At 44.7% G+C, this 18,858-nt stretch carries 16 protein-coding genes; 5 read left to right on the top strand and 11 right to left on the bottom strand.

Translation table 11 applies throughout. The annotated features are described in order from the left end of the window. The first annotated feature begins 80 nt into the window (after positions 1-80). From B4Q04_RS00585 to B4Q04_RS00570, 3 genes are all read left to right on the top strand, one after another. Entirely contained in the window at positions 81-5,075 is a 4,995-nt protein-coding gene (locus tag B4Q04_RS00585) for a translocation/assembly module TamB (RefSeq protein WP_088695691.1), read from the top strand. Between the two features lie 2 nt (positions 5,076-5,077). Beyond that, the gene (locus tag B4Q04_RS00580) at positions 5,078-7,399 is read left to right on the top strand and encodes a BamA/TamA family outer membrane protein (protein ID WP_088695690.1); all 2,322 of its coding nucleotides are present in this window, start codon (positions 5,078-5,080) and stop codon (positions 7,397-7,399) included. A 212-nt stretch (positions 7,400-7,611) separates the two neighbouring features. Next, entirely contained in the window at positions 7,612-8,049 is a 438-nt protein-coding gene (locus B4Q04_RS00570; protein WP_013992462.1) for a BLUF domain-containing protein, read from the top strand. A gap of 68 nt (positions 8,050-8,117) precedes the next feature. Here B4Q04_RS00570 and B4Q04_RS00565 read toward each other — a convergent pair whose 3' ends face one another. After that, complete coding sequence (locus B4Q04_RS00565; RefSeq protein WP_088695688.1) at positions 8,118-8,618, bottom strand: Dps family protein; 501 nt, start codon at positions 8,616-8,618, stop codon at positions 8,118-8,120. 216 nt (positions 8,619-8,834) lie between these two features. Here B4Q04_RS00565 and B4Q04_RS00555 point away from each other — a divergent pair, with 216 nt between their 5' ends. Continuing rightward, positions 8,835-9,326: a ferritin-like domain-containing protein gene (locus tag B4Q04_RS00555; RefSeq protein ID WP_013992459.1), complete on the top strand. Its 492-nt coding sequence runs from the start codon at positions 8,835-8,837 to the stop codon at positions 9,324-9,326. Positions 9,327-9,591: 265 nt separating this feature from the next. Here B4Q04_RS00555 and B4Q04_RS00550 read toward each other — a convergent pair whose 3' ends face one another. The 10 genes from B4Q04_RS00550 to B4Q04_RS00505 form a co-directional block, all read right to left on the bottom strand. Next, positions 9,592-10,620, bottom strand: coding sequence for a helix-turn-helix domain-containing protein (locus tag B4Q04_RS00550; protein WP_013992458.1), 1,029 nt, complete (start codon positions 10,618-10,620; stop codon positions 9,592-9,594). A 44-nt stretch (positions 10,621-10,664) separates the two neighbouring features. Further along, positions 10,665-10,808, bottom strand: a complete 144-nt coding sequence (locus B4Q04_RS22630) for a hypothetical protein (RefSeq protein WP_158499718.1) — start codon at positions 10,806-10,808, stop codon at positions 10,665-10,667. 220 nt (positions 10,809-11,028) lie between these two features. Beyond that, on the bottom strand, positions 11,029-14,028 hold the full coding sequence (locus B4Q04_RS00545; RefSeq protein ID WP_123772312.1) for a PAS domain-containing protein: 3,000 nt from the start codon (positions 14,026-14,028) through the stop codon (positions 11,029-11,031). A 5-nt stretch (positions 14,029-14,033) separates the two neighbouring features. Beyond that, positions 14,034-14,480 (bottom strand): response regulator, encoded by a 447-nt coding sequence (locus B4Q04_RS00540; protein ID WP_088695687.1) that lies wholly within the window; start codon positions 14,478-14,480, stop codon positions 14,034-14,036. Between the two features lie 9 nt (positions 14,481-14,489). After that, positions 14,490-15,053: a helix-turn-helix domain-containing protein gene (locus B4Q04_RS00535; protein WP_013992454.1), complete on the bottom strand. Its 564-nt coding sequence runs from the start codon at positions 15,051-15,053 to the stop codon at positions 14,490-14,492. 269 nt (positions 15,054-15,322) lie between these two features. Then, positions 15,323-15,514: a hypothetical protein gene (locus B4Q04_RS00525; RefSeq protein WP_013992453.1), complete on the bottom strand. Its 192-nt coding sequence runs from the start codon at positions 15,512-15,514 to the stop codon at positions 15,323-15,325. 28 nt (positions 15,515-15,542) lie between these two features. Then, positions 15,543-15,704, bottom strand: a complete 162-nt coding sequence (locus B4Q04_RS00520) for a DUF1328 family protein (RefSeq protein ID WP_013992452.1) — start codon at positions 15,702-15,704, stop codon at positions 15,543-15,545. 164 nt (positions 15,705-15,868) lie between these two features. Continuing rightward, complete coding sequence (locus tag B4Q04_RS00515) at positions 15,869-16,609, bottom strand: SOS response-associated peptidase family protein (protein WP_123772311.1); 741 nt, start codon at positions 16,607-16,609, stop codon at positions 15,869-15,871. 77 nt (positions 16,610-16,686) lie between these two features. Next, positions 16,687-17,136: a ferritin-like domain-containing protein gene (locus tag B4Q04_RS00510; RefSeq protein ID WP_013992450.1), complete on the bottom strand. Its 450-nt coding sequence runs from the start codon at positions 17,134-17,136 to the stop codon at positions 16,687-16,689. 198 nt (positions 17,137-17,334) lie between these two features. Further along, complete coding sequence (locus B4Q04_RS00505; RefSeq protein ID WP_088695685.1) at positions 17,335-18,405, bottom strand: DNA topoisomerase IB; 1,071 nt, start codon at positions 18,403-18,405, stop codon at positions 17,335-17,337. Between the two features lie 230 nt (positions 18,406-18,635). On the opposite strand from B4Q04_RS00505, the gene B4Q04_RS00500 reads away from it, so the two are divergent. Further along, complete coding sequence (locus tag B4Q04_RS00500) at positions 18,636-18,821, top strand: hypothetical protein (protein WP_013992447.1); 186 nt, start codon at positions 18,636-18,638, stop codon at positions 18,819-18,821. The last annotated feature ends 37 nt before the right edge of the window (positions 18,822-18,858 follow it).

Raw genomic sequence — 18,858 nt, 5'->3', positions numbered from 1 at the left:
TCAAGATGAATAGCAATTACGTCAATTTATGATGGTGAAAAGTATGCAAGTCATGGGCTTATTACTGATCTTTGTACCTTATGCAAGAGGAGAAAAGGAAATATAGGTGGCTAAGGCGCTTCGGACGGGTGTCTTTAGTGCTGGTCTTGCTATTTCTAGCCTTGGTGCTTTTTATTCGAAGCCAATGGGGGCAAGACCTCATTGTCGGTAAACTGACGGACTACGTTTCCCAAAAGACCAACACCAAAGTGACTATCGACCGCTTGTTCCTTACCTTTTCGGGGAATCTTTTTTTGGAGGGACTCTATTTGGAAGATACCAAGGGGGATACCTTGGCCTATTCAAAAAACTTGGAGGTCAATCTGGCCCTAAGGCCTTTGATCTTTGGGAATGAACTGAATTTAAAATCGGCTACTTGGGAAGGTCTCCGGGCAAATGTCCATAGGGCTGAAAATACCGAGGATTTCAATTTTACTTTTTTGGTCGATGCTTTTGCTGCTGCCGATACCACTACGGTGTCTACAGATACGGAACCCATGAAAATACGCATAGGGGAGCTTCATTTTACGGATTTTAAAGTGGACTATCATGATGCTTATTTGGGAATGGATGGCCGTATCCGACTTGGTAAATTGCTATTGGATGCCGATGAAACCGATTTGGAAAAACTGAGGTTCGAGATCGATGGGTTTCAGCTATCGGATACGGAAATCTTCTATAGGCAAACAAAAGCCTTTTCTTCCGAAGATACGACCCAGACATCCTTACCTTACCTGGCCGTAGACCATCTTCAATTTAATAACGTAAAGGCCGACTATGCTTCGGTTCCCGATTCCACGTTTGCCCATTTGAATTTTTCAAGCTTTGAACTTGAATTGCCCAAAGCCGATTTGGCAACAAATACGATAGAGGTGGATAGAATGGCCCTAAAAGGTTCATCATTAGCTTTGCATCTTCCGTCAGACGTCGCCGCGGTAGATTCGACCGAAACCGATGTTCCCGATGCCGCCTTTGAGTGGCCCAAGTTTTCGGTACGTGCCGATGGGGTCGATTTTGAAAACAACACAATTGTATATACTAGGGGAAGGGCCCAAGCCCAAAAGGGTGATTTCGATCCGAACGCGATTTCCCTATCGGAATTCAAGCTACAGGCGGGGGCGATACGCTATCAACCTAGAATGGTGCAAATGGATTTAAAGGCCTTGTCCTTTATTGAAAAAAGTGGAATCGTATTGCGAAACCTTGCCTTCGGTGCCGAGATGGATGATACTTCCGCAGCCTTGGAAGGCTTGCAATTACGTCTTAACGAGAGTGCTTTGGCAGGGGAAATGACATTGAGTTATCCCTCCGTGGAAAAGCTGATGGATACCCCAGGTCAAACCGAGGTAGATATGGCACTTGGGGAAGTATACCTCGATTTAAACGATGTGTTCACCCTTCAGCCCCAACTTGCGGATAACACCTATCTAAAGTCCGCGGCGCAACATCCCGTTCAGGGCGCAATTATGGCAGAGGGTACCTTGGAAGAGATCGATATAAAAAATATGCAGTTGAACTGGGGAAAGACAACCCAATTCATTGCCCGTGGAAGCCTCCAAAATATAACCCGGCCAGACGCTTTGTTCTTCAATTTCGATACCATTCGACTCAATACCGTCAAAGCGGACATCGCCCAATTTGTTTCCGAAAAGGAGTTGGGAATATCCCTTCCCCAGACCGTAGCTGTCGATGCGGAAGCAAGGGGGGAAATAAATGACCTAAGGGCCCAGGCAAAGCTAGTCATTCCGGAAGGGACCATAGCCGCAAAAGGCGACTACCAAGAAGGTACGGAGATGCGGTTTAAGGGAGACCTAAAAGTAGACGGCCTTCAACTCGACAAGCTGTTGAACAATCCGAAATTAGGCGGGGTTTCCTTTACCATGGATGTATCGGGAGGTGGCGATGTCAATAACCTCGACGCCAAACTTAAAGCCGATTTCTCTCAGCTTCAGCTAAACGACTACGACTTTTCGGCCCTAAAACTCGAAGGGGATATACAGAACGGTAAAGGGACCATAGATCTTTCTTTTAAGGATGATAACTTGAACTTTACGGCCCAGACCAAGGTGCTGCTCGATTCTGTAAGTTCAGGGTTCGATGTCGACCTGAACATGATAGGGGGCGACCTCTATGCTTTGGGGCTAACAAAGGAGGACATTAAAGCTGGACTTCAAATGAATGCCCAATTCAAGGGCAATGCCGAGGTTTTTAATATAGAGGCCCAAATTGAAAATGGGGTGGCCGTCTATGATAATGAGCAGTATCAATTGGGAGGCGTTCAGCTAAGTTCTTCCGTAGATCCGGCCCATACAGGATTAAGCCTTGATAGCGATTTTTTGACGGCCCGTTTAGAGTCGAACGCCTCTCCGCAAGGTTTGGGCAAAGCCTTGCGGCAACAGTTTGAAAACTATTTTAAGGATAGCCTCGCCGAAAAATCGGAAACGGATTCGGTAAAGGTGAAGATGAACCTAAAATTGTCGCCTACCCCCATTTTGACCGAAGTGTTTTTAAGGGGAGTAGAACGATTGGATTCCCTTTTGGTCGAAGCGGACTTTGATGCAAGGACCAAAAAGATGAATGCGGATGTATTTGTGCCTTCCCTGGCCTACCAAGGCAGTTCCATCGATAGTTTGGGCGTCCAATTGAGGGGGACCGCCACCGACCTGAATTTTAGTACGGGCTTTGGGGGCTTGGTGTTCGAACCTATTCGAATGGAAGGTACCTATATCACGGGCAATCTAAAAAACAAGGAGCTTCTCTTGGATTTTGTGGCCCTGGACGGTAAGGAGGAAATGGTCCATGTTTCCTCGGTCATGACCCTTTCCAAGGACACTACCTTAATCCGCATCGATCCCTCCAACCTGCTATTGAACAAGAAAAAATGGACCCTTCCCCAAGACAACCAAATTGCCGTAGGTGAAAAATTATTGCGTTTTAGGAAGCTGAGTTTTTCCCGTAACGAGCAAGAACTAACCATTAGCAATAGTATGGAAGGGGTTGAAAAGGAACATATCGGAATCGGCTTTGACAATTTTAAGCTACAGACCTTTTTGAGCTTGTTGAACCCGGATGAGAACTTGGCTTCCGGTCTGGTCAAGGGCGATTTGGTAATCGAGAATCCCTTCGGGGCTACGGGCCTTGTGGCCGATTTTAAGATCAATTCCCTAGAGGCGCTCGAAAATCCCTTGGGCAATTTAAGCCTTAAGGCCAATTCCACTGGGGTCTCGGCCTATGACTTTAATCTGGCCTTGAAAGATGGGGGTGTCGATTTGGACTTGGTGGGCGATTATGCCGCAGCCGAAAAAGGGGCCTTGTTGAATTTAGACCTCGATTTGAACCGTATCGAATTAGGAAAGCTTCAAGGGTTCACCAAAGGCGCCCTTAAGGATGCACACGGTGCCATTTCAGGACGGATTAATGTATCGGGAACAACGGCATCCCCAGAATACAAAGGGGTGCTCGATTTTAACGGGGTCGATTTTAACGTAGCTTCGCTCAATGCCGTTTTTAAGATTTCCGAAGAGCAGCTCAAATTAGATACCGAAGGCATATATTTCGATGGTTTTCAAGTGACGGATACGGATGGAAGTGCCTTTACCGTGCAAGGTGGTATCGGTACCCAAAGCCTACTGAACCCCAGCTTTGACCTGAAGTTGAACGCCGAAAAATTTCGGGTCTTGAACTCTACCGAAAAAGACAATGAACTTTTTTATGGGGAAGCGAGTTTAGATGCCGATATCGCCGTTCAGGGCGATTTGGAGTTACCGAAAATCACCGGAAAACTAAGGATCAGAAAGGTTACCGATATCACCTACGTGGTACCTGAATCGCAGTTGGATGTAGAGGAAAGGGACGGGGTGGTACTTTTTGTAAACCGAGAAAATCCCGATGCCATACTGACCCGTAACGACCAAGAGGAAGTGCCTTCCTTTTTTCAAGGTATGGATGTGAGGACCGTATTGGAGATTGCCGAGGATGCCGATTTTCATGTTATTATTGACGAGCGTACCGGAGATAATCTAGAGGTTTCGGGCGAGGCGGCCCTGAACCTGAATATAGAGCCCAACGGAAGAATGAACCTTACGGGAAGGTATGAGCTTAAATCGGGCCATTACGAGACCAATCTTTACAATCTGGTGAAGCGCCGCTTCGAGATCAATCCCGGAAGCACCATTACCTGGCAAGGGGATCCCGCCAATGCCAAATTAGATGTAACGGCCGTTTATAAAGTGGAGACTTCGGCCGCGCCATTGATGGCCACGGTTACCTCAAGTGAAGATTTGGGCGTGTCGAGCCAATACCAGCAAGTACTGCCCTTTTTGGTGTATTTGAACGTCGATGGGGAACTTTTACAGCCTGAGTTATCGTTCGGGCTCGATATGCCCGAAGACGAACAGGGTTCCTTGGGAGGTGCGGTTTACGGAAGGGTACAGCAACTCAACGGTCAGGAAGCGGAACTGAACAAGCAGGTGTTTTCCTTATTGGCACTCAATCGCTTCTATCCCGATTCGGGAAGTGACGGAAGCTTGGGGGGTACGGCCGCCATCGCCAGGGACAACGTAAACAAGGTGCTCTCGGGCGAACTCAATGCTTTTTCCGATAAGGTTTTCGGCAGTACCGGCCTTGAGGTCGATTTTGACCTCGATAGCTTTACCGATTATCAGGGCGATACCCCCCAAGACCGCACCCAACTCAATATCAACGCAAAGAAGAAATTGTTCGATGACCGTTTGGTGGTTACCGCGGGTAGTGCCGTAGATGTAGAGGGAAGTGCCCAGTCGGGACAGGAGCAGACCCCTATTATAGGGAATGTAAGCTTGGAGTATCTGCTTACACAAGATGGACGGTACCGCCTTAAGGGCTTTCGAAAAAGTGAATATGAAAATATTGTTGACGGTCAGTTGATCGTTACCGGAATGGCCGTTATTTTTAATCGGGAATTCAATAAGTTCAGTCAGTTGTTCAACCCCTTAAAAAAGGAAACGGGCACGGACAAGAAGAAAAACAAGACCAAAGAAACCCAGGAGAATCAATAGATATGAAGTGGAGAACGCCCTTTATTTCACGCTTTTTTTTACTGCTCTTTCTATCGGGCCTGACCGCCTGTAGCGTGCGCAAGTACATACCTGGGGATGAAACCCTGTACAAGGGAGCCGAGGTCGACGTGGTTACGGATGGGGGCAAGGGTGCGAAGAAGGCCGTAACGCAAGAGTTACATACCTTGCTCAGGCCCGAGCCGAACGCTACGGTTTTGGGGATGCGCCTGGGCCTGTATTACCATTATAAGTCTCAGCGCAAAAAACCGGGATTTTTAAACAAATGGCTCAATAAAAAGTTCGGGGAAGAACCCGTCTACCTCAGTGACGTGGATCCCCAGCGTATAACGGAACTTATGCGCAATAGGCTCGATAATCGAGGGTTTTTCTATAGCAAGGTGTCGTCGGCCATTGACAGTACCCGAGACTATGCCTCTGTGGCCTATTCGGCCAAATTGTCAAAACCCTATACCTTACAGCAGTGGAAAATCGACAAAGATTCCTTGGCGATTTATGGGGAATTGGAGAAGGCCATGGCCGGTACACGGCTAAAGGCGGGCGAACGTTTCGATCTTGAACTGCTGAAGTACGAACGGGAACGCATAGACGGGGTTCTCAAAGGCCGGGGATATTATAATTTTAACCCTGATTTTTTGATTTTTGAGGCCGACACCAATCGCTATGACCAGAGAAAATTCGATCTGTTCCTGCGCTTAAAGAAGGGAACGCCACAAAAATCGGTGATTCCGTATACGATCGATTCCATTGCGGTCTATCCTAATTATTCGATTGAAAACGACAGTCTGCCCAAACCATGGGCAACGACCGAAGAGAACGGTATCTATTTTGTTCAGGAGGAAGAATTCTTTAAGCCCAAGCGCTTGGAGCCCTACATCCTTTTTGAAAAAGGGCAGGAGTACAATGCGGAAACGGCAAGATTGACAAGTAACCGACTTTCCGATTTGGGAAGTTACAAGTTCGTAAACATACGATTTAACGAAAACGATACGGTTTCCGCAGACGGAAAGGGCTCGCTTACGGCCGATATTTTTCTCTCGCCCTTGACCAAACGCTCGGTGAGGGCAGAACTTCAAGCGGTGACCAAATCAAATGGCTTTGCCGGGCCGGGTATAGCCCTGACCTACAACAATCGGAATGTTTTTAAAGGAGGGGAGACTTTTAGCCTAACGGGTGATTTTTCGTATGAAACCCAGCTATCGGGATCCCAGAATTCCGGTTTAAGCAGTATAGCGGGCGGGTTAAAGGCCAATTTACTATTGCCGAGGCTCCTGCCTTTTTCTCCCAGTCGTTTTAACTATGCGGTACCTAAGACCAAGATCAGTTTGGGGGGCGATTTCCTTAAGCGGAGCCAACTTTATACCTTGACCTCGTTTAATGGCTCTTTTGGCTATACTTGGAAGGCCAACCGCTTTGTGTTCCACGAGTTGAATCCCATTAATATTACCTATGTCAATCTTTCGAACACCACGGCGGAGTTCGATGCGATCTTAGAGAAAAATCCGTTTTTGAGCAGCAGTTTTGAACAACAGTTCATCGCCGGTCTCACCTATACCTTTAGCTATAACGAGCTGGTCGATGAAAATAAGGACCATCCTATTTATTTGTCCACAAGCTTAGATGTGGCGGGCAATACCCTGAGCCTTTTGAACGGGGGGAAGAGCACGGCTTTCGGTTTGGAATACGCACAGTATGCCAAGGCCGATATCGATTTTCGGTACTACCTCAAATGGGGCAAGGAGAGCGCCTTGGTAAGTCGCGTTTATGCCGGATGGGGTATTCCATACGGTAATTCTTCGACCCTTCCTTTTGTAAAACAGTTTTTCTCGGGAGGGCCCTATAGCGTTCGTGCCTTTCAGATCCGATCCTTGGGTCCCGGAACCTTTAGCAGTGATGAAGATGGGAACAGTTCGTTTTTTGATCAATCGGGAAACCTGCGCTTAGAGGCCAATCTTGAATACCGTTTTCCGATATGGTCGTATTTAAAGGGTGCTTTTTTTGTTGATGCGGGGAATGTCTGGTTGACCAATGAGGTGGAGGTAGACGAGGACGAATCGGCCGAAAGTATAGCCTTTAACCAGCGTCTGGCCACCGAAGGCAAGTTCGGTTCCGATTGGATGAAGGAGCTGGGTATTGGTTTGGGCTTCGGACTCAGGGTAGATATACAGAGCTTTGTCATCCGCTTCGATTTTGCTTCGCCCTTGCAGGTGCCCTATTGGCCCGAGGGGGAACGTTTGCGTACGCCCTTCATCGATGGGGGCAGCAATAATCTTATATTTAATTTTGCCATAGGGTATCCGTTTTAGGTATTCCTCCCAAAGGGTAAGCTGTGGTAGTACTGTTTTTTACGGGTTTTACGTTCGTATCTGGTAATTTGTAATTACTTTTGCTATCTTCATGCATGCTGTTTGTGAAGTTTTTATTTAGAAATGGAAACGAGGGCAAGGAGCAATAGAATTTGCTTTGTACCATGGACTAGGGTCATGGGCAAAATAATCATCCCCATTCTATTTTAGAAATGTATACACTTACTTACGAGTCAAAAGCGATCAAAGGGCTTTCAAGTGCCGACATCGAAGCCATCTTAGAGACGGCTATAAATTTTAATAAGGACAATGGATTGACAGGTTGCCTCATTTTCTACAAGCGAAAGTTTATTCAAATCTTAGAAGGGGAAAAGGAAAAAGTGCAAGCGCTTTTTGAAAATATCAAACAAGATTCTCGGCATACCGGTGTTTACCTGTTGTCGGAAGGCGAAACGGAAGAACGGAATTTCCCGAACTGGGGAATGGTCTACTATCCCATAGACGATAACGAGCTCAATAAGAACGAGTACGAACAGTTCAAGAGAAATTTACTGCTATTGGCCGATTTGTCGGTACATTCCAATAAGACGGCCATATTGTTTTGGAAACGGATGAAGGTCTTGATTACCATGCCCCCGGATACTAGGTAAGGTATGGGTTGTAAAAACATAAAAAACGGCGATATTATCGCCGTTCTTTGTTTGTGGATTGATCGGTTTTAATCGAACTGTTTTAAGGAGGCCCTTAGCATCCAAGCCATTTGTTCGTGGGCCTGGAGGATTCCTGTAATGAAATCCGCGGTACCTTCGTCGTTATGGGCCTCGGCATTATCGCCAATACTTTCCCTGATGAATTTGATGACCTTGTCGTGGTCTTTCAGCAATACGGTCATAAAGCTGGCGCTGTCGGTTTGGTCGGGCTTGTTCTCATCTAAATTTGACAACTCTAAAAATTCTTTTAATGTGCCCGGGGAATAAAACCCTAGCATGCGGATACGCTCGGCTACCTCGTCCATAAAGGTTTCCAGTTTTCCGTACTCTTCTTCAAAGAATACGTGCTTGGTGTGAAAATCTATGCCCTCAACGTTCCAGTGGGCATTGCGGGTCTTGGTATAGAGTAAAAATTCATCGGCCAATAACTGACGGAGCATTTTGACTACAGCCTCACGGTTTGATTTTTTTATACCTATTTCGGCTTTTTGTGCTTCTTTAACTTCCATGATGTTGTTTTTAGGTTCATAGGCAATGTACTATGGAAATGAGGTATTTGTTGACCTGAAAAATATATTCTTTATCCCTAAAAAAGTAGGGAATAGGAACGGGGTGACCTGGTTGTATTACAGCACTTTTTTCTTTAATCAGGTCAATTTTCTATGGCTACCTTGCTTATTTTTAGGCTTGCAAATAAGTAGTATTAATTTGAAAAGAGAAGGAATATGAAGACGTTGAACGACTTATTCGAGCATAAACTTAAAGATTTGTACAGTGCCGAAATCCAATTGTTGGCGGCACTTCCCGATATAGTGGAACACGCTAATGACAAGCGGTTGAAGCAGGCTTTCGAAAACCATTTGGAGGAAACCAAGGAGCAAAAGAGCAGAATTGAAAATATTTGCCGCGAATTGAACATTACGCCAAGTGGTGAAACGTGCCAGGCGATGAAAGGACTGATCAAGGAAACGAAACAGTTTATTGGGCAGGCCGAGGGCGATGAGCTCATGGACGTTGGCTTGATCGCGGAAATCCAAAGGGTACAGCACTATGAGATTTCCGGTTATGGTACCGTGGTGCGCTTCGCCAAGGAATTGGGCTACCGACAAATCGCAAAGACCTTGCAAGAAACCTTGAACGAAGAGTACGATGCCGATAACGTTTTAGAGAAACTGGCCGAAACCCGACTCAACAAAAAGGCCATAAACGACGCTTAGTCCATTTCTTGGCCATCCCCATTTTTAATTCTGTGAATCTATTTTGATAATAGGCCGTGTGGCATGGCCCCCGAAAGAGGGCATCACATCGTTATACGGCTATATTTCACTTTATCTATCTTCCTTTGGGGCACACCTCTTGATATAAGGGAGTATTACCTTAAGTTTCCCATTGCCTAAAGTAAGCCTAGGGTTGTTATGCATAAAAAAACCGGCACGTTATGTGCCGGTTCTTATCAACAACCAAACTATATAAGCGAATTTATTATGCCGATACGGCCATCATGTTTTGCTTGTCTTTGTATTGTTTAGGGCTACAGTTGTATTTGTTCCTGAAAATTTTAGAGAAGTAGCTACGGCTGGTAAAACCAATGCTGTAGACCACCTCTGAAATGTTGAGGTCGGTGTTTTTGATCAGCTCTTCGGCTTTTATGATCCGTACCTCGCGGATGTAGTCGGTTACCGTAGTACCGTGCATGAGTTTAAAACCTTCTTGCAATTTACAAGGTGAGAGTCCTGATTTACGACAAAGCTCTGCAATGGACAGTTGTCTCTCGGGATAGTTGTGTACAAAACTGGAAATCTCCCTCACCGATTCCATTTCCCTGGTGTTCAGGCTTCCGGTCTGGTTCTCTTGGTTCTTAAGGTCGTCCGTGTGTTGTTGGACCTCTAGGGCCAAAATCATATGTACCAATCCCTCTATAAGAAGGCTGCGCACGATGCCCTGTTGCTTAATGGCTTTCAATTGTTTGATTTGATCGGCAATCTTTAGGTTGTACGAACCGATATAGATGGTGTTCTCTGCGGTCTTTCCCTTTAAGATACGTTCTTGAAGCCTATAGTTCAATCCGTTTCGTTTTTCGGTCTGTTCGGCCCCAACGGTCTTAACAACGATCAATGAGGTGTTGACCCGAACATCCTTTCTAAAGTATAAGGTATTTACGGCATTGCTCTCATTGGTCAATATTCCGGTTTGGAAATTCTCCAAGGTATGTCTTTCGCTCTCGTTGTTAAAACTGTGCTCGATACGTCCTTCGGAGCAGTAAGCAAAGCATATAGGGGCGTTCTTGTCCGTGCCGGTTCTTAAGGTTACGTCTTCCGAAAATTCCATATCGAATTCTAGGTAAGAAATTCCTCCTTTAAAGGTAATTCCCCTAATGTGTCCTCGTCCTAGCTCATTGTCAAGGGTTAGGATATGTTCTTTTACGTTTACCGAAAGCGACCCCCCAAAGTTATGGTGAAGTTGTTCGAACATATTTTTAATAGCTGCGGATGATAAGGTGATAGTTGTCATAGTGTTCTTTTTTAAGGTTGTTAATTTCTTTTGGTTGAAATTGATTATCCTTGGGGGTGTTGTTCCGTTCGGGATGCCCCCATATTGAAATGGTCGGATGTTGCTCCATTAGCGGAGAACTCATGAATCGATCGTACGCGGCCTACTTTGGCCAGTTGTTCGGATACTTTTTCCATTAAATTTTTCATAAGGACCAGTTCAATTGTTTAACTGTTACAAATATCGGATGAGAGGGAGCCTAGCCTCTTACACAATTACTGCATTGTGTTATACAATTGTGGGTTTTGGTCAAAAAATGCGTTAAAATGGTCTAAAACGAAGGGTAGGGAGTGTCGTCCTTACTCGGTTTTAAGTCAAGTAAGGAGATATGTAGGCCGGGGTGGAAAACAAAAAATGGGAGCTTACGGGTTAGGCCGGAAGGTAAAAAACAAAGGCGGAACCTTTACCTAGTTCACTAGTGGCATAGATAAAGCCATGGTGATTTTCAATAATCTTTTTACAAATGGCGAGTCCGATTCCCGTACCCGAATATTCCGATTTTTGGTGGAGTCGCTGAAATACTTCGAATATTTTTTCAGCGTGTTCGGAAGAGAAGCCGATACCGTTGTCGATTACGGTAATCTTATAATAGGTGTTGGCCGTCTTAAAGAAATTCTCGGGAATTTGTTTGGAATGTACTTTTTCGGCCTGAATGGTAATAGTGGGGACCGCCTCGACGGCCCTATATTTAAGGGCATTTGAGATGAGGTTGTTGAAGAGTTGTTCCAACTGGTACGACACCCCTTTTATGGAGGGGAGGTCTTCGCTCTTGATCAGGGCGCCGGTATCGGTGATATTGGAGGAAAGGTCTTCTTTTACTTTTTTCAGCACTTCGTTAAGGTCGATGAGGTCGAAATCCTCATGTTTTGAATCGATGCGGGAGTAGGTGAGCAGGTTCAATACGAGCGATTGCATACGCGAGGCGGCATTGACAACTTTTTGAAAGTAAATGCGTCCCTTTTCTGATAGGTTTTCGGCCTCGGTGCTCTCTAGGCGCGATATGAACATCTGTGTCTTTCGCAAGGGCTCCTGAAGGTCGTGGCTGGCTACCCGGTTGAACGATTCCAGTTCGGCATTGGAATGTTGTAATTGTAGGTTGCTCGCCCGTAGTTTTTCTTCGGCCGCGATGTTTTGGGTAATATCTTGGGCCACCCCTAGCATGACCGACGTATTGTTTTTCTCGATCAATTGTCCGTTGACTTCAAAATGTTTTACTTCTCCCTCGGTGGTGATAATACGGTACCGGTGTTCCTTGACCTTTAGTTCCTTTGTTGAATTTTCGATGTTTTCGTCGAAGATCTTTACATCTTCGGGATGGATGAACTTACGAAACGCCTTTAATGACGATTTAAAACCTTTGGGCTCAAAACCTATCATACGATAAAAGTTATCGGAGATTTCAATTTCATCGGTGCCTACGTGCCATATAAAACTTCCAATTTTGGCAATGCGCTCGGCATCGGTAAGTATGGAGTTCTGAATGGAGAGTTCTTGGTTGAGCGCCGCCACCCGATTTGTTTTTTCTTTTTCTTCGGTTACGTCGAGAACGACCCCCACCGAGGCTTTTCTTCCGTTTCGGATCATACTACGCCCGTTCAGTTCAATGTGTTTTATATCGCCCTGCTTGGTGATGATGCGGTAGCCGTTTACCTGTGATTGGCCGTGTTCCGAGGTTTCCTTGCCCAATTGGTCGTACATCTCGCGGTCATCGGGATGAACAAACTTACGGTAGCTGTCGTAGTTGATTTTAAAGGCATTGGGCTCATAGCCCAAAATGCGATAGAAGTTGTCGGATATGGTAGCTTCACCGTTATCGAGATACCAAATGTAACTACCGATATTGGCAACGTTTTCCGCATCGATAAAAATGGAATTCTGGGTCTCTAACTGTGTGTTCAGGTGCAGCAGTTCGTCGGTCTTTTCCTTTTCTTCGGTAATCTCCCGGGTGGTAAGCGTAATGCCATCGCCTAGTTTAATGGCCCGGGCACTGAACCATTTGGTCTTTCCGTCTACCTCATAGGGTACTTCGTAGGAAGTCGGTTTTCCCGAGTTGACTACCTCTTTTAGATAGCCGAAGATTTCCGTTTCAAATATGGTAGGGAAGACGCTCGAAATGTTCTTGTTGATGATTTCCTGGGGCAGGTCTCCCGTAATCGGGGTAATCTTATCGTTGATGAACAGTATTTTAAAATCGATTATGGCGCCGGAACCATCCCTTACCGATTCAAAGTTCATGACCACATGGGAGATGCTTTTAAAGATATTGTTGAGAAAGGCCCGGTGATCCAACAACTCTAGGTTTTGTTCTTCCAGCTGTTGGTTGAGCAGTAACTGCTCTTCCTTTGCTTTTTCTTCGGCGGTTGAATTGCGTGCGGTAACCATAATGCCATCGGCCAGTGGGGTAATGATCGATTTAAACCATAGTCGTTGGTTAGGGCCCAAAATTTGTCGGTCGAGCGTTATCTTTTTTTTCTCGGTGTAACAGGTTACCAGTTTTTCGAATTCGCCGTTCAACATTAGAAACGGAAAAACCTTTGAAATGCGCTCGCCTATGATTTCATCTGGGTCGAGCCCTAGGTAGTCGCGGTTGCATTCGTTGGCAAAGCTGATCTTAAAATCGATTATTTTTTTCTGGGTATCGAATATGGGTTCGTAATAATTGACGATGTTATCGGTGGTGGCCAAAACGCTACGCAGAAAACCTTCTGACCTGCGAATGCGCAATTTGTTCCGGTAAATTTTAAAGAAGGCCAAGACAAAGACCAATAAAGCAAAGAAAGCCAAGAAGAGCGATGTTAGCGGGGCCAGGTATTTATTGGTGTCGTATTCACTTCGGGCATTCTTTATGGACAAACGCTCTTCGGCCAGCATTTGGTTCTTGATGTTCCGAATACGATAAAGGGTAAAGTTGATGTTGTTCTTTTGCAATTTTTCGGCATCCTCCAAACTCAGGGTGTCGGAATTTGCCGTAGGTTCTTTCGACAAATTATAAAGGTCTTCGTACAGCGTATCTAGAAGCAATTGCATCGGGGCCAACCTAATCTGCTGCGATGAATCGCTGGCGGTCAATTTTTTTAGGGTGTCGAGTATCTTGGTGCCGTCTTCCTTATAGCTATTGAAAAGGGCATCATTCGTATCTACGGTTTTCAACTGCTTTCTAAACTCCTCAGACTCGGCTTGGGTATAATGGGCGCTGAGCTCACTTATGGCATTGTTCACCTGAAGGGTGTGGGCCACCTTTTCCGCAAGGTCTTGCATACGCATGATCTGATAATAGGCCATGTTCGCCGTAAATAAAATGATGGCGAAGGAGATAATCAGTAATACAATGTAGGTCTTTGAAGATTGATATATTCGTTTGAAATCCATAAAGTCTATATGCGGAACAGAAAAGTATCTTTGTTTAGGTTTGACGTATGGTACTGCCAATTAAGCTGCAATATACGTTCAACCGAATCTTGCAATTTAACAAAGTTGTTGGGCTTATTCAGATAAATATTTGCCCCATTTAAAAAGGTTTCCTCGATATCTTTTTCAGAGGAAGAAGTTGAATATATGGCAATGCAAAGGTCTCGCAAGGCCGGATTGCTTTTGATTTCCTTAAGGCATTGCATGCCGTTTTTGATAGGCATGTTGAGGTCAAGGAAGATGAGGTTGGGCAATGTGATATTGGGCGTGTTCAAATGCTCCATCAATTCCTGTCCGTGCTTGAAGCAGGTCAATTGGGTCTTGATGGCGATTTCTTCAATGGCTTCACTGAAAAGCATTCTATCATCTTCATCATCATCGGCAAGTACAATGTTTAACAGTTTGTTGCTCATGGGTAAAATTTAAGTTCCCGAAGGGGTCGTATAATTCGTCTTTTTCGCCATAATCCTTTGAAATGTGCTAGGGGTAAGGCCGGTGGTCTTTTTAAACTGCCCAGATAAATGGGCCACACTGCTATAATTCAATTGAAAGGCAATTTCCGTAAGGGTCAGGTCCGTATTACAGATCAGTTCCTTGGCGAGGTCTACTTTGCGCAAAATAATGTAATTTTCAATGGAAGTATAGGTACTCTCCGAAAAAATGGAGGAGAGATGGGCATAGGAATAATTTAAGGTGTCGGCCAAATACGAGGATACTTTGACGGATTTTAGCTTTTCGTCCTTTAAGAGTTCGTCAATGGCATTTTTGATCCGTTCCACCAAGGTAATCTTTTGGTCGTCTAAGATTTCAATTCCGTATCGCTTTAACGAACTGGCGAGCGCTTGTCTTTGTTCTTCGGGAAGCTTCCCTTTTATATGGACTTCCCCCAGACTGCCCAAGGTGTATGAAATACCAAAAGCATCAAGATGTTCCTTTAAAAGTGTCTTGCATGCCAGGTTAAAATCATATTTCACAAAGAGAGTCATAGGGTAACGGTCAATGAATTTTATGAATAGGAAAGATATGTACTTTATTTTAAAAATTAAGCTATTTAATTTTCGATGGGAAGGAAAAGTGCAAATTGAAGATTTTTTTGATTACCGTTGTATTCACTTAGTTTTTCGGAGCCCTTGTCGACTGTGATAATATAGGTGTCGGTTAAATGATCCTCGGAAATACTATTTGGGCAAGACCCAAAAAAAGCGGGAGCCTCCCCAAGGGAGAGCTCCCGCTTTAACAACCAACCAAACTTATTCTAATTGTCGTCTACAGCATCTTCGATACCGTCTTCAACATCTTCGGCGCCTTCTTCAATGGCATCTCCTGTATCGTCAATGGCATCCTCTATCTTATCACCGGTATCTTTATGCTCTTCCCTGCAACTTGTCAGGGTAGTGAAAGATGTGGTCATTATGATCATTAGCATGATATATAGTGTACGTTTCATATGTTTCGATTTTATAGATTAATATAGGTTATACGGTCTTCTTTCCAGTGAACAAAGAGATCACGAAAAGGATGAGAAAAATAAAGAACAAGACTTTGGCGATGCTTGCAGCTCCAGCTGCGATTCCTCCAAATCCGAATATAGCGGCAATGATTGCCAGTATTACAAAAGTGACTGTCCAGCGTAACATAATATGTGGTTTTAGATTAGTAATTCTTAGTGTCGTACTTATCCGACTTCTATGATACAAAGATGGGGGATAGTCACCGTTCGGGTTGACACTATAAATTTTGATTTTGCCTTAAAACAACAAGGGTGTGGGGCGTACTACGCTTAAATACAAGGGGGTAGGACTTAGTTCTCGTCTAGGTAAATGTTGTTCTGGTACAACAGCTCGCTTAGGGAAGTCGGCAGAAAATCTTCTTCCTTTAAATGGGGGAGGTCGCCATAGGCATCGGAATGCATGTCGTAAAGATAATCTTCAGCAACCGCTTCGGCGGTCAATGTGAGGGTAGCCGATAGGTCTACTTCGTTCACCGATATCTTATCTTCCAGCCATTCCCTGCGTTGATGATCCGGTATCAAAACCGGCATTTGATCATCGATGTTATGTACTTCGGAAAATGAGCCGTAGGCCTTTCGGGTGATGAGGGCGCTGGTGACAAAGCCGTCTTCGAGTTCGTTGCAAATTCCGGCAAGACAAAAGGGTTTGCCCGATTCTTGGGCCATATGGAAAAAGAGGGGTTCGCCTTCATGAACGAAAGTGGTGAAAAAGCCCGTTACGATCAAAAGGCATCTTTCCGTTTCTTCGGTCTGGGCATACCACGGTTTTGAGTATAAGGAAGTCCAAGGTACCGAAAGGGTATTTACGTGTTTTTGAAATACGGCCCAATCGCCTTGGAATTTCTTGGGCAATAGGCCCCAAATAGAGGTGATAATGGTTTTTTGCTGCCTTGAGGTAATTATGGGAACGGTACTCTCCTCGAGTCCGTTTACAATAGGTCGGGGCTTATAGATGTCGGGAAATCGAAAGTGGGCACCATAGGCTTGCTCGATCCGCTCCCGGTCTGCCCTGATAGATAATTTGTTGTACATGTCTAGCTTATCAATGGTTTGTAAAATGTAAAAAAGGGATACAAACGCATCCCTTTTTATTTTGGTCTTTACCACGCTTATAGCGCGTCTTCCACTCTTTTGATATTGTTTAGATCGGTACTGATCTTGTTCATCTGCTGGGTGAGTAGCGTAGTGGTCGAGGTAGGCAGGGAAACTTCCTTCAATACTTCCTTGTACTCGTCTATAGCCGCCTTTTCACCGGTAATGGCTTCCTCTAGCATGGCTTCGTCATTGTCTGCGCTAAACCAAGCTTTTACATCCATCCAGCTGCGGTGCATAGCTCCAGCGGTGCTTCCGCCCTTTTCAAAATCTTGTCCGTAACGTACAATCTCCGTTTTTAAATCGTGACCGAAGCTATAACGTTCATCGGCCTTGCGCTTAAAAAAGGTTTTTAAATCCGTGCTCTTGGCGTGTTCGGCCGCTTTTTTAAAGCCTTTTTCCGCATCGTACGTTTTCTCCAATATGTTATTCAATTTAGTCTGTACTTCTTCGCTATATGTGCTCATAATAGTATCTGTTTAAATGAACGGCAACTTGTTTCTGGGGGATGTGTGCCGCATGACATCTTGTTAACTGATAGTAAAATTAAGGAGATGTTCTTGCGGGCCTTTACCTGAAAAAATCAATTCTTGATGCAATCCGTAAATGCGGCGTTCAAAGGGTATCTATTTGTAATTCAATGTGAAGTAAAATAAAGATCCGTGTTAAAATTGGGGAGTGTACTGTTCAAAGAGTTCGAGTATGACCATTTCGGAAGTGGAAAAATGTTCCGATTGAGAATCGCTTTTATGGGTCTTGTCGAAGTATTTTTTTATGGACCCGTCTTCATAGGAAGTAGGCAAAACCGGATGCACGTAATATTTGCGACATACATTTCTGGTATTACCTAGGGCCGCAGCGGCGGCATCAAAACCCATGAGCAGGTTTTTTGGGGTTTCCTTTTGGGTTTCCGCTAGGCCCAGGTCTAAAAGGGTATCGAAAAAAACCACCGAAGCGGCCCAAGTCCTAAAATCCTTGGCGGTAAAAAACTCACCGCTGATCTCGTGCAGGTATTCATTGACCATAGCACTGTCTACCGATTGTTTTTTGCCCGCTTCATCGTAATACTGAAAAAGTTCCCAACCCGGTATGTCTTCACAACGACTGATAAGGCGCATTAATTTTTTGTTGCGTACCGTAACCGAGTGCTTCTTGCCTTTTTTTCCCACGAACTCGAACTTGATATTGTTTTTAAAAACTTCAATATGTTTTTTGCGCATGGTAGAAAGTCCGTACGATTTGTTGCGTTTGGCATACTGCTCGTTGCCGATGCGTATGTGGGTTTCATCCATCAACTTTATGATCAGGGCCACCACTTTGGCCTTTGACCATTCTTTTAACGAGAGGTCTTTTTCTACCTGGGCCCTGATGACCGGCAACTTTTTTCCGAATAGGGCCATTTTATAAAACTTGGTCTGCTTTCTGATTTTTACCCAAGTCGGGTGGTAGCGGTATTGCTTCCTTTTTTTAAGGTCTTTGCCTACGGCTTGAAGGTGGCCATTGGATAGGTGGGTAATCTGTACGTCTTCCCATGCAGGTGGTAAAACAAGGCTTGTAATGCGCTTCAGTTCCTTGGGGTCGGTAAGGGGCTTTTGATTGTATACATAGGTAAACCCCTCTCCCTTTCGAAGCCGGGATATCGACAGCTTACCGTGGTCTACATAGACCAAGTCGAGGTTTTCGATGGCCAATTCGGGAGCTTTTAATAGTTGGCTTAATAATTTCGCTTTGGTCATCGGTCCGTGGGTGAAAAAGGGTTGTCTATACAGTTCAGTTTAAAGATATCCCAAATCGTATATCGGCTTTGGGCTCAATCGATTATTAGTTTGACCGTTTTGGTAAAAGCGCTTTTTAAAGCAAAAAATCGCTGTATATTGAAACAAATCGAGGGCTAAAACCTGAATATTCAAAGGGTTTTCCATCGTTTGAATAGGCTATTGACAAATCGAAAAAAAGGAAAATAAGTATGGAAAATAAAGTAGAGGATAAAAAAGTAGAGAAGGAGGAGACCGAATTGGCCAAGGAAGCCCACGACCCAAAGGAGTCGTACATCTTTCAAAAGAACGGAATCACTATAAAAGGGTTTTTCATCATTGTCGCCATTTTGGTGCTTTTGATCGTGGCCCTTGTGGCATCGGGAGTGGCTTTTTAAATTTAGGTACGACCTTAGAACGTTTGGAGTAAAATAG

It is taken from the genome of Zobellia sp. OII3 (assembly GCF_002211465.1).
Lineage (GTDB): Bacteria > Bacteroidota > Bacteroidia > Flavobacteriales > Flavobacteriaceae > Zobellia > Zobellia galactanivorans.
This window is presented reverse-complemented; position numbering and strand designations above follow the sequence as displayed.

Bases quoted from the DNA above. Each gene is read 5' to 3' on its own strand.
- B4Q04_RS00565 (WP_088695688.1), bottom strand. From the start codon at position 8,618: ATGGAAGTTAAAGAAGCACAAAAAGCCGAAATAGGTATAAAAAAATCA.
- B4Q04_RS00505 (WP_088695685.1), bottom strand. From the start codon at position 18,405: ATGACCAAAGCGAAATTATTAAGCCAACTATTAAAAGCTCCCGAATTG.
- B4Q04_RS00540 (WP_088695687.1), bottom strand. From the start codon at position 14,480: ATGAGCAACAAACTGTTAAACATTGTACTTGCCGATGATGATGAAGAT.
- B4Q04_RS00525 (WP_013992453.1), bottom strand. From the start codon at position 15,514: ATGAAACGTACACTATATATCATGCTAATGATCATAATGACCACATCT.
- B4Q04_RS00520 (WP_013992452.1), bottom strand. From the start codon at position 15,704: ATGTTACGCTGGACAGTCACTTTTGTAATACTGGCAATCATTGCCGCT.
- B4Q04_RS00550 (WP_013992458.1), bottom strand. From the start codon at position 10,620: ATGACAACTATCACCTTATCATCCGCAGCTATTAAAAATATGTTCGAA.
- B4Q04_RS00500 (WP_013992447.1), top strand. From the start codon at position 18,636: ATGGAAAATAAAGTAGAGGATAAAAAAGTAGAGAAGGAGGAGACCGAA.
- B4Q04_RS00555 (WP_013992459.1), top strand. From the start codon at position 8,835: ATGAAGACGTTGAACGACTTATTCGAGCATAAACTTAAAGATTTGTAC.
- B4Q04_RS00545 (WP_123772312.1), bottom strand. From the start codon at position 14,028: ATGGATTTCAAACGAATATATCAATCTTCAAAGACCTACATTGTATTA.
- B4Q04_RS22630 (WP_158499718.1), bottom strand. From the start codon at position 10,808: ATGAAAAATTTAATGGAAAAAGTATCCGAACAACTGGCCAAAGTAGGC.
- B4Q04_RS00515 (WP_123772311.1), bottom strand. From the start codon at position 16,609: ATGTACAACAAATTATCTATCAGGGCAGACCGGGAGCGGATCGAGCAA.
- B4Q04_RS00585 (WP_088695691.1), top strand. From the start codon at position 81: ATGCAAGAGGAGAAAAGGAAATATAGGTGGCTAAGGCGCTTCGGACGG.
- B4Q04_RS00570 (WP_013992462.1), top strand. From the start codon at position 7,612: ATGTATACACTTACTTACGAGTCAAAAGCGATCAAAGGGCTTTCAAGT.
- B4Q04_RS00535 (WP_013992454.1), bottom strand. From the start codon at position 15,053: ATGACTCTCTTTGTGAAATATGATTTTAACCTGGCATGCAAGACACTT.
- B4Q04_RS00510 (WP_013992450.1), bottom strand. From the start codon at position 17,136: ATGAGCACATATAGCGAAGAAGTACAGACTAAATTGAATAACATATTG.
- B4Q04_RS00580 (WP_088695690.1), top strand. From the start codon at position 5,078: ATGAAGTGGAGAACGCCCTTTATTTCACGCTTTTTTTTACTGCTCTTT.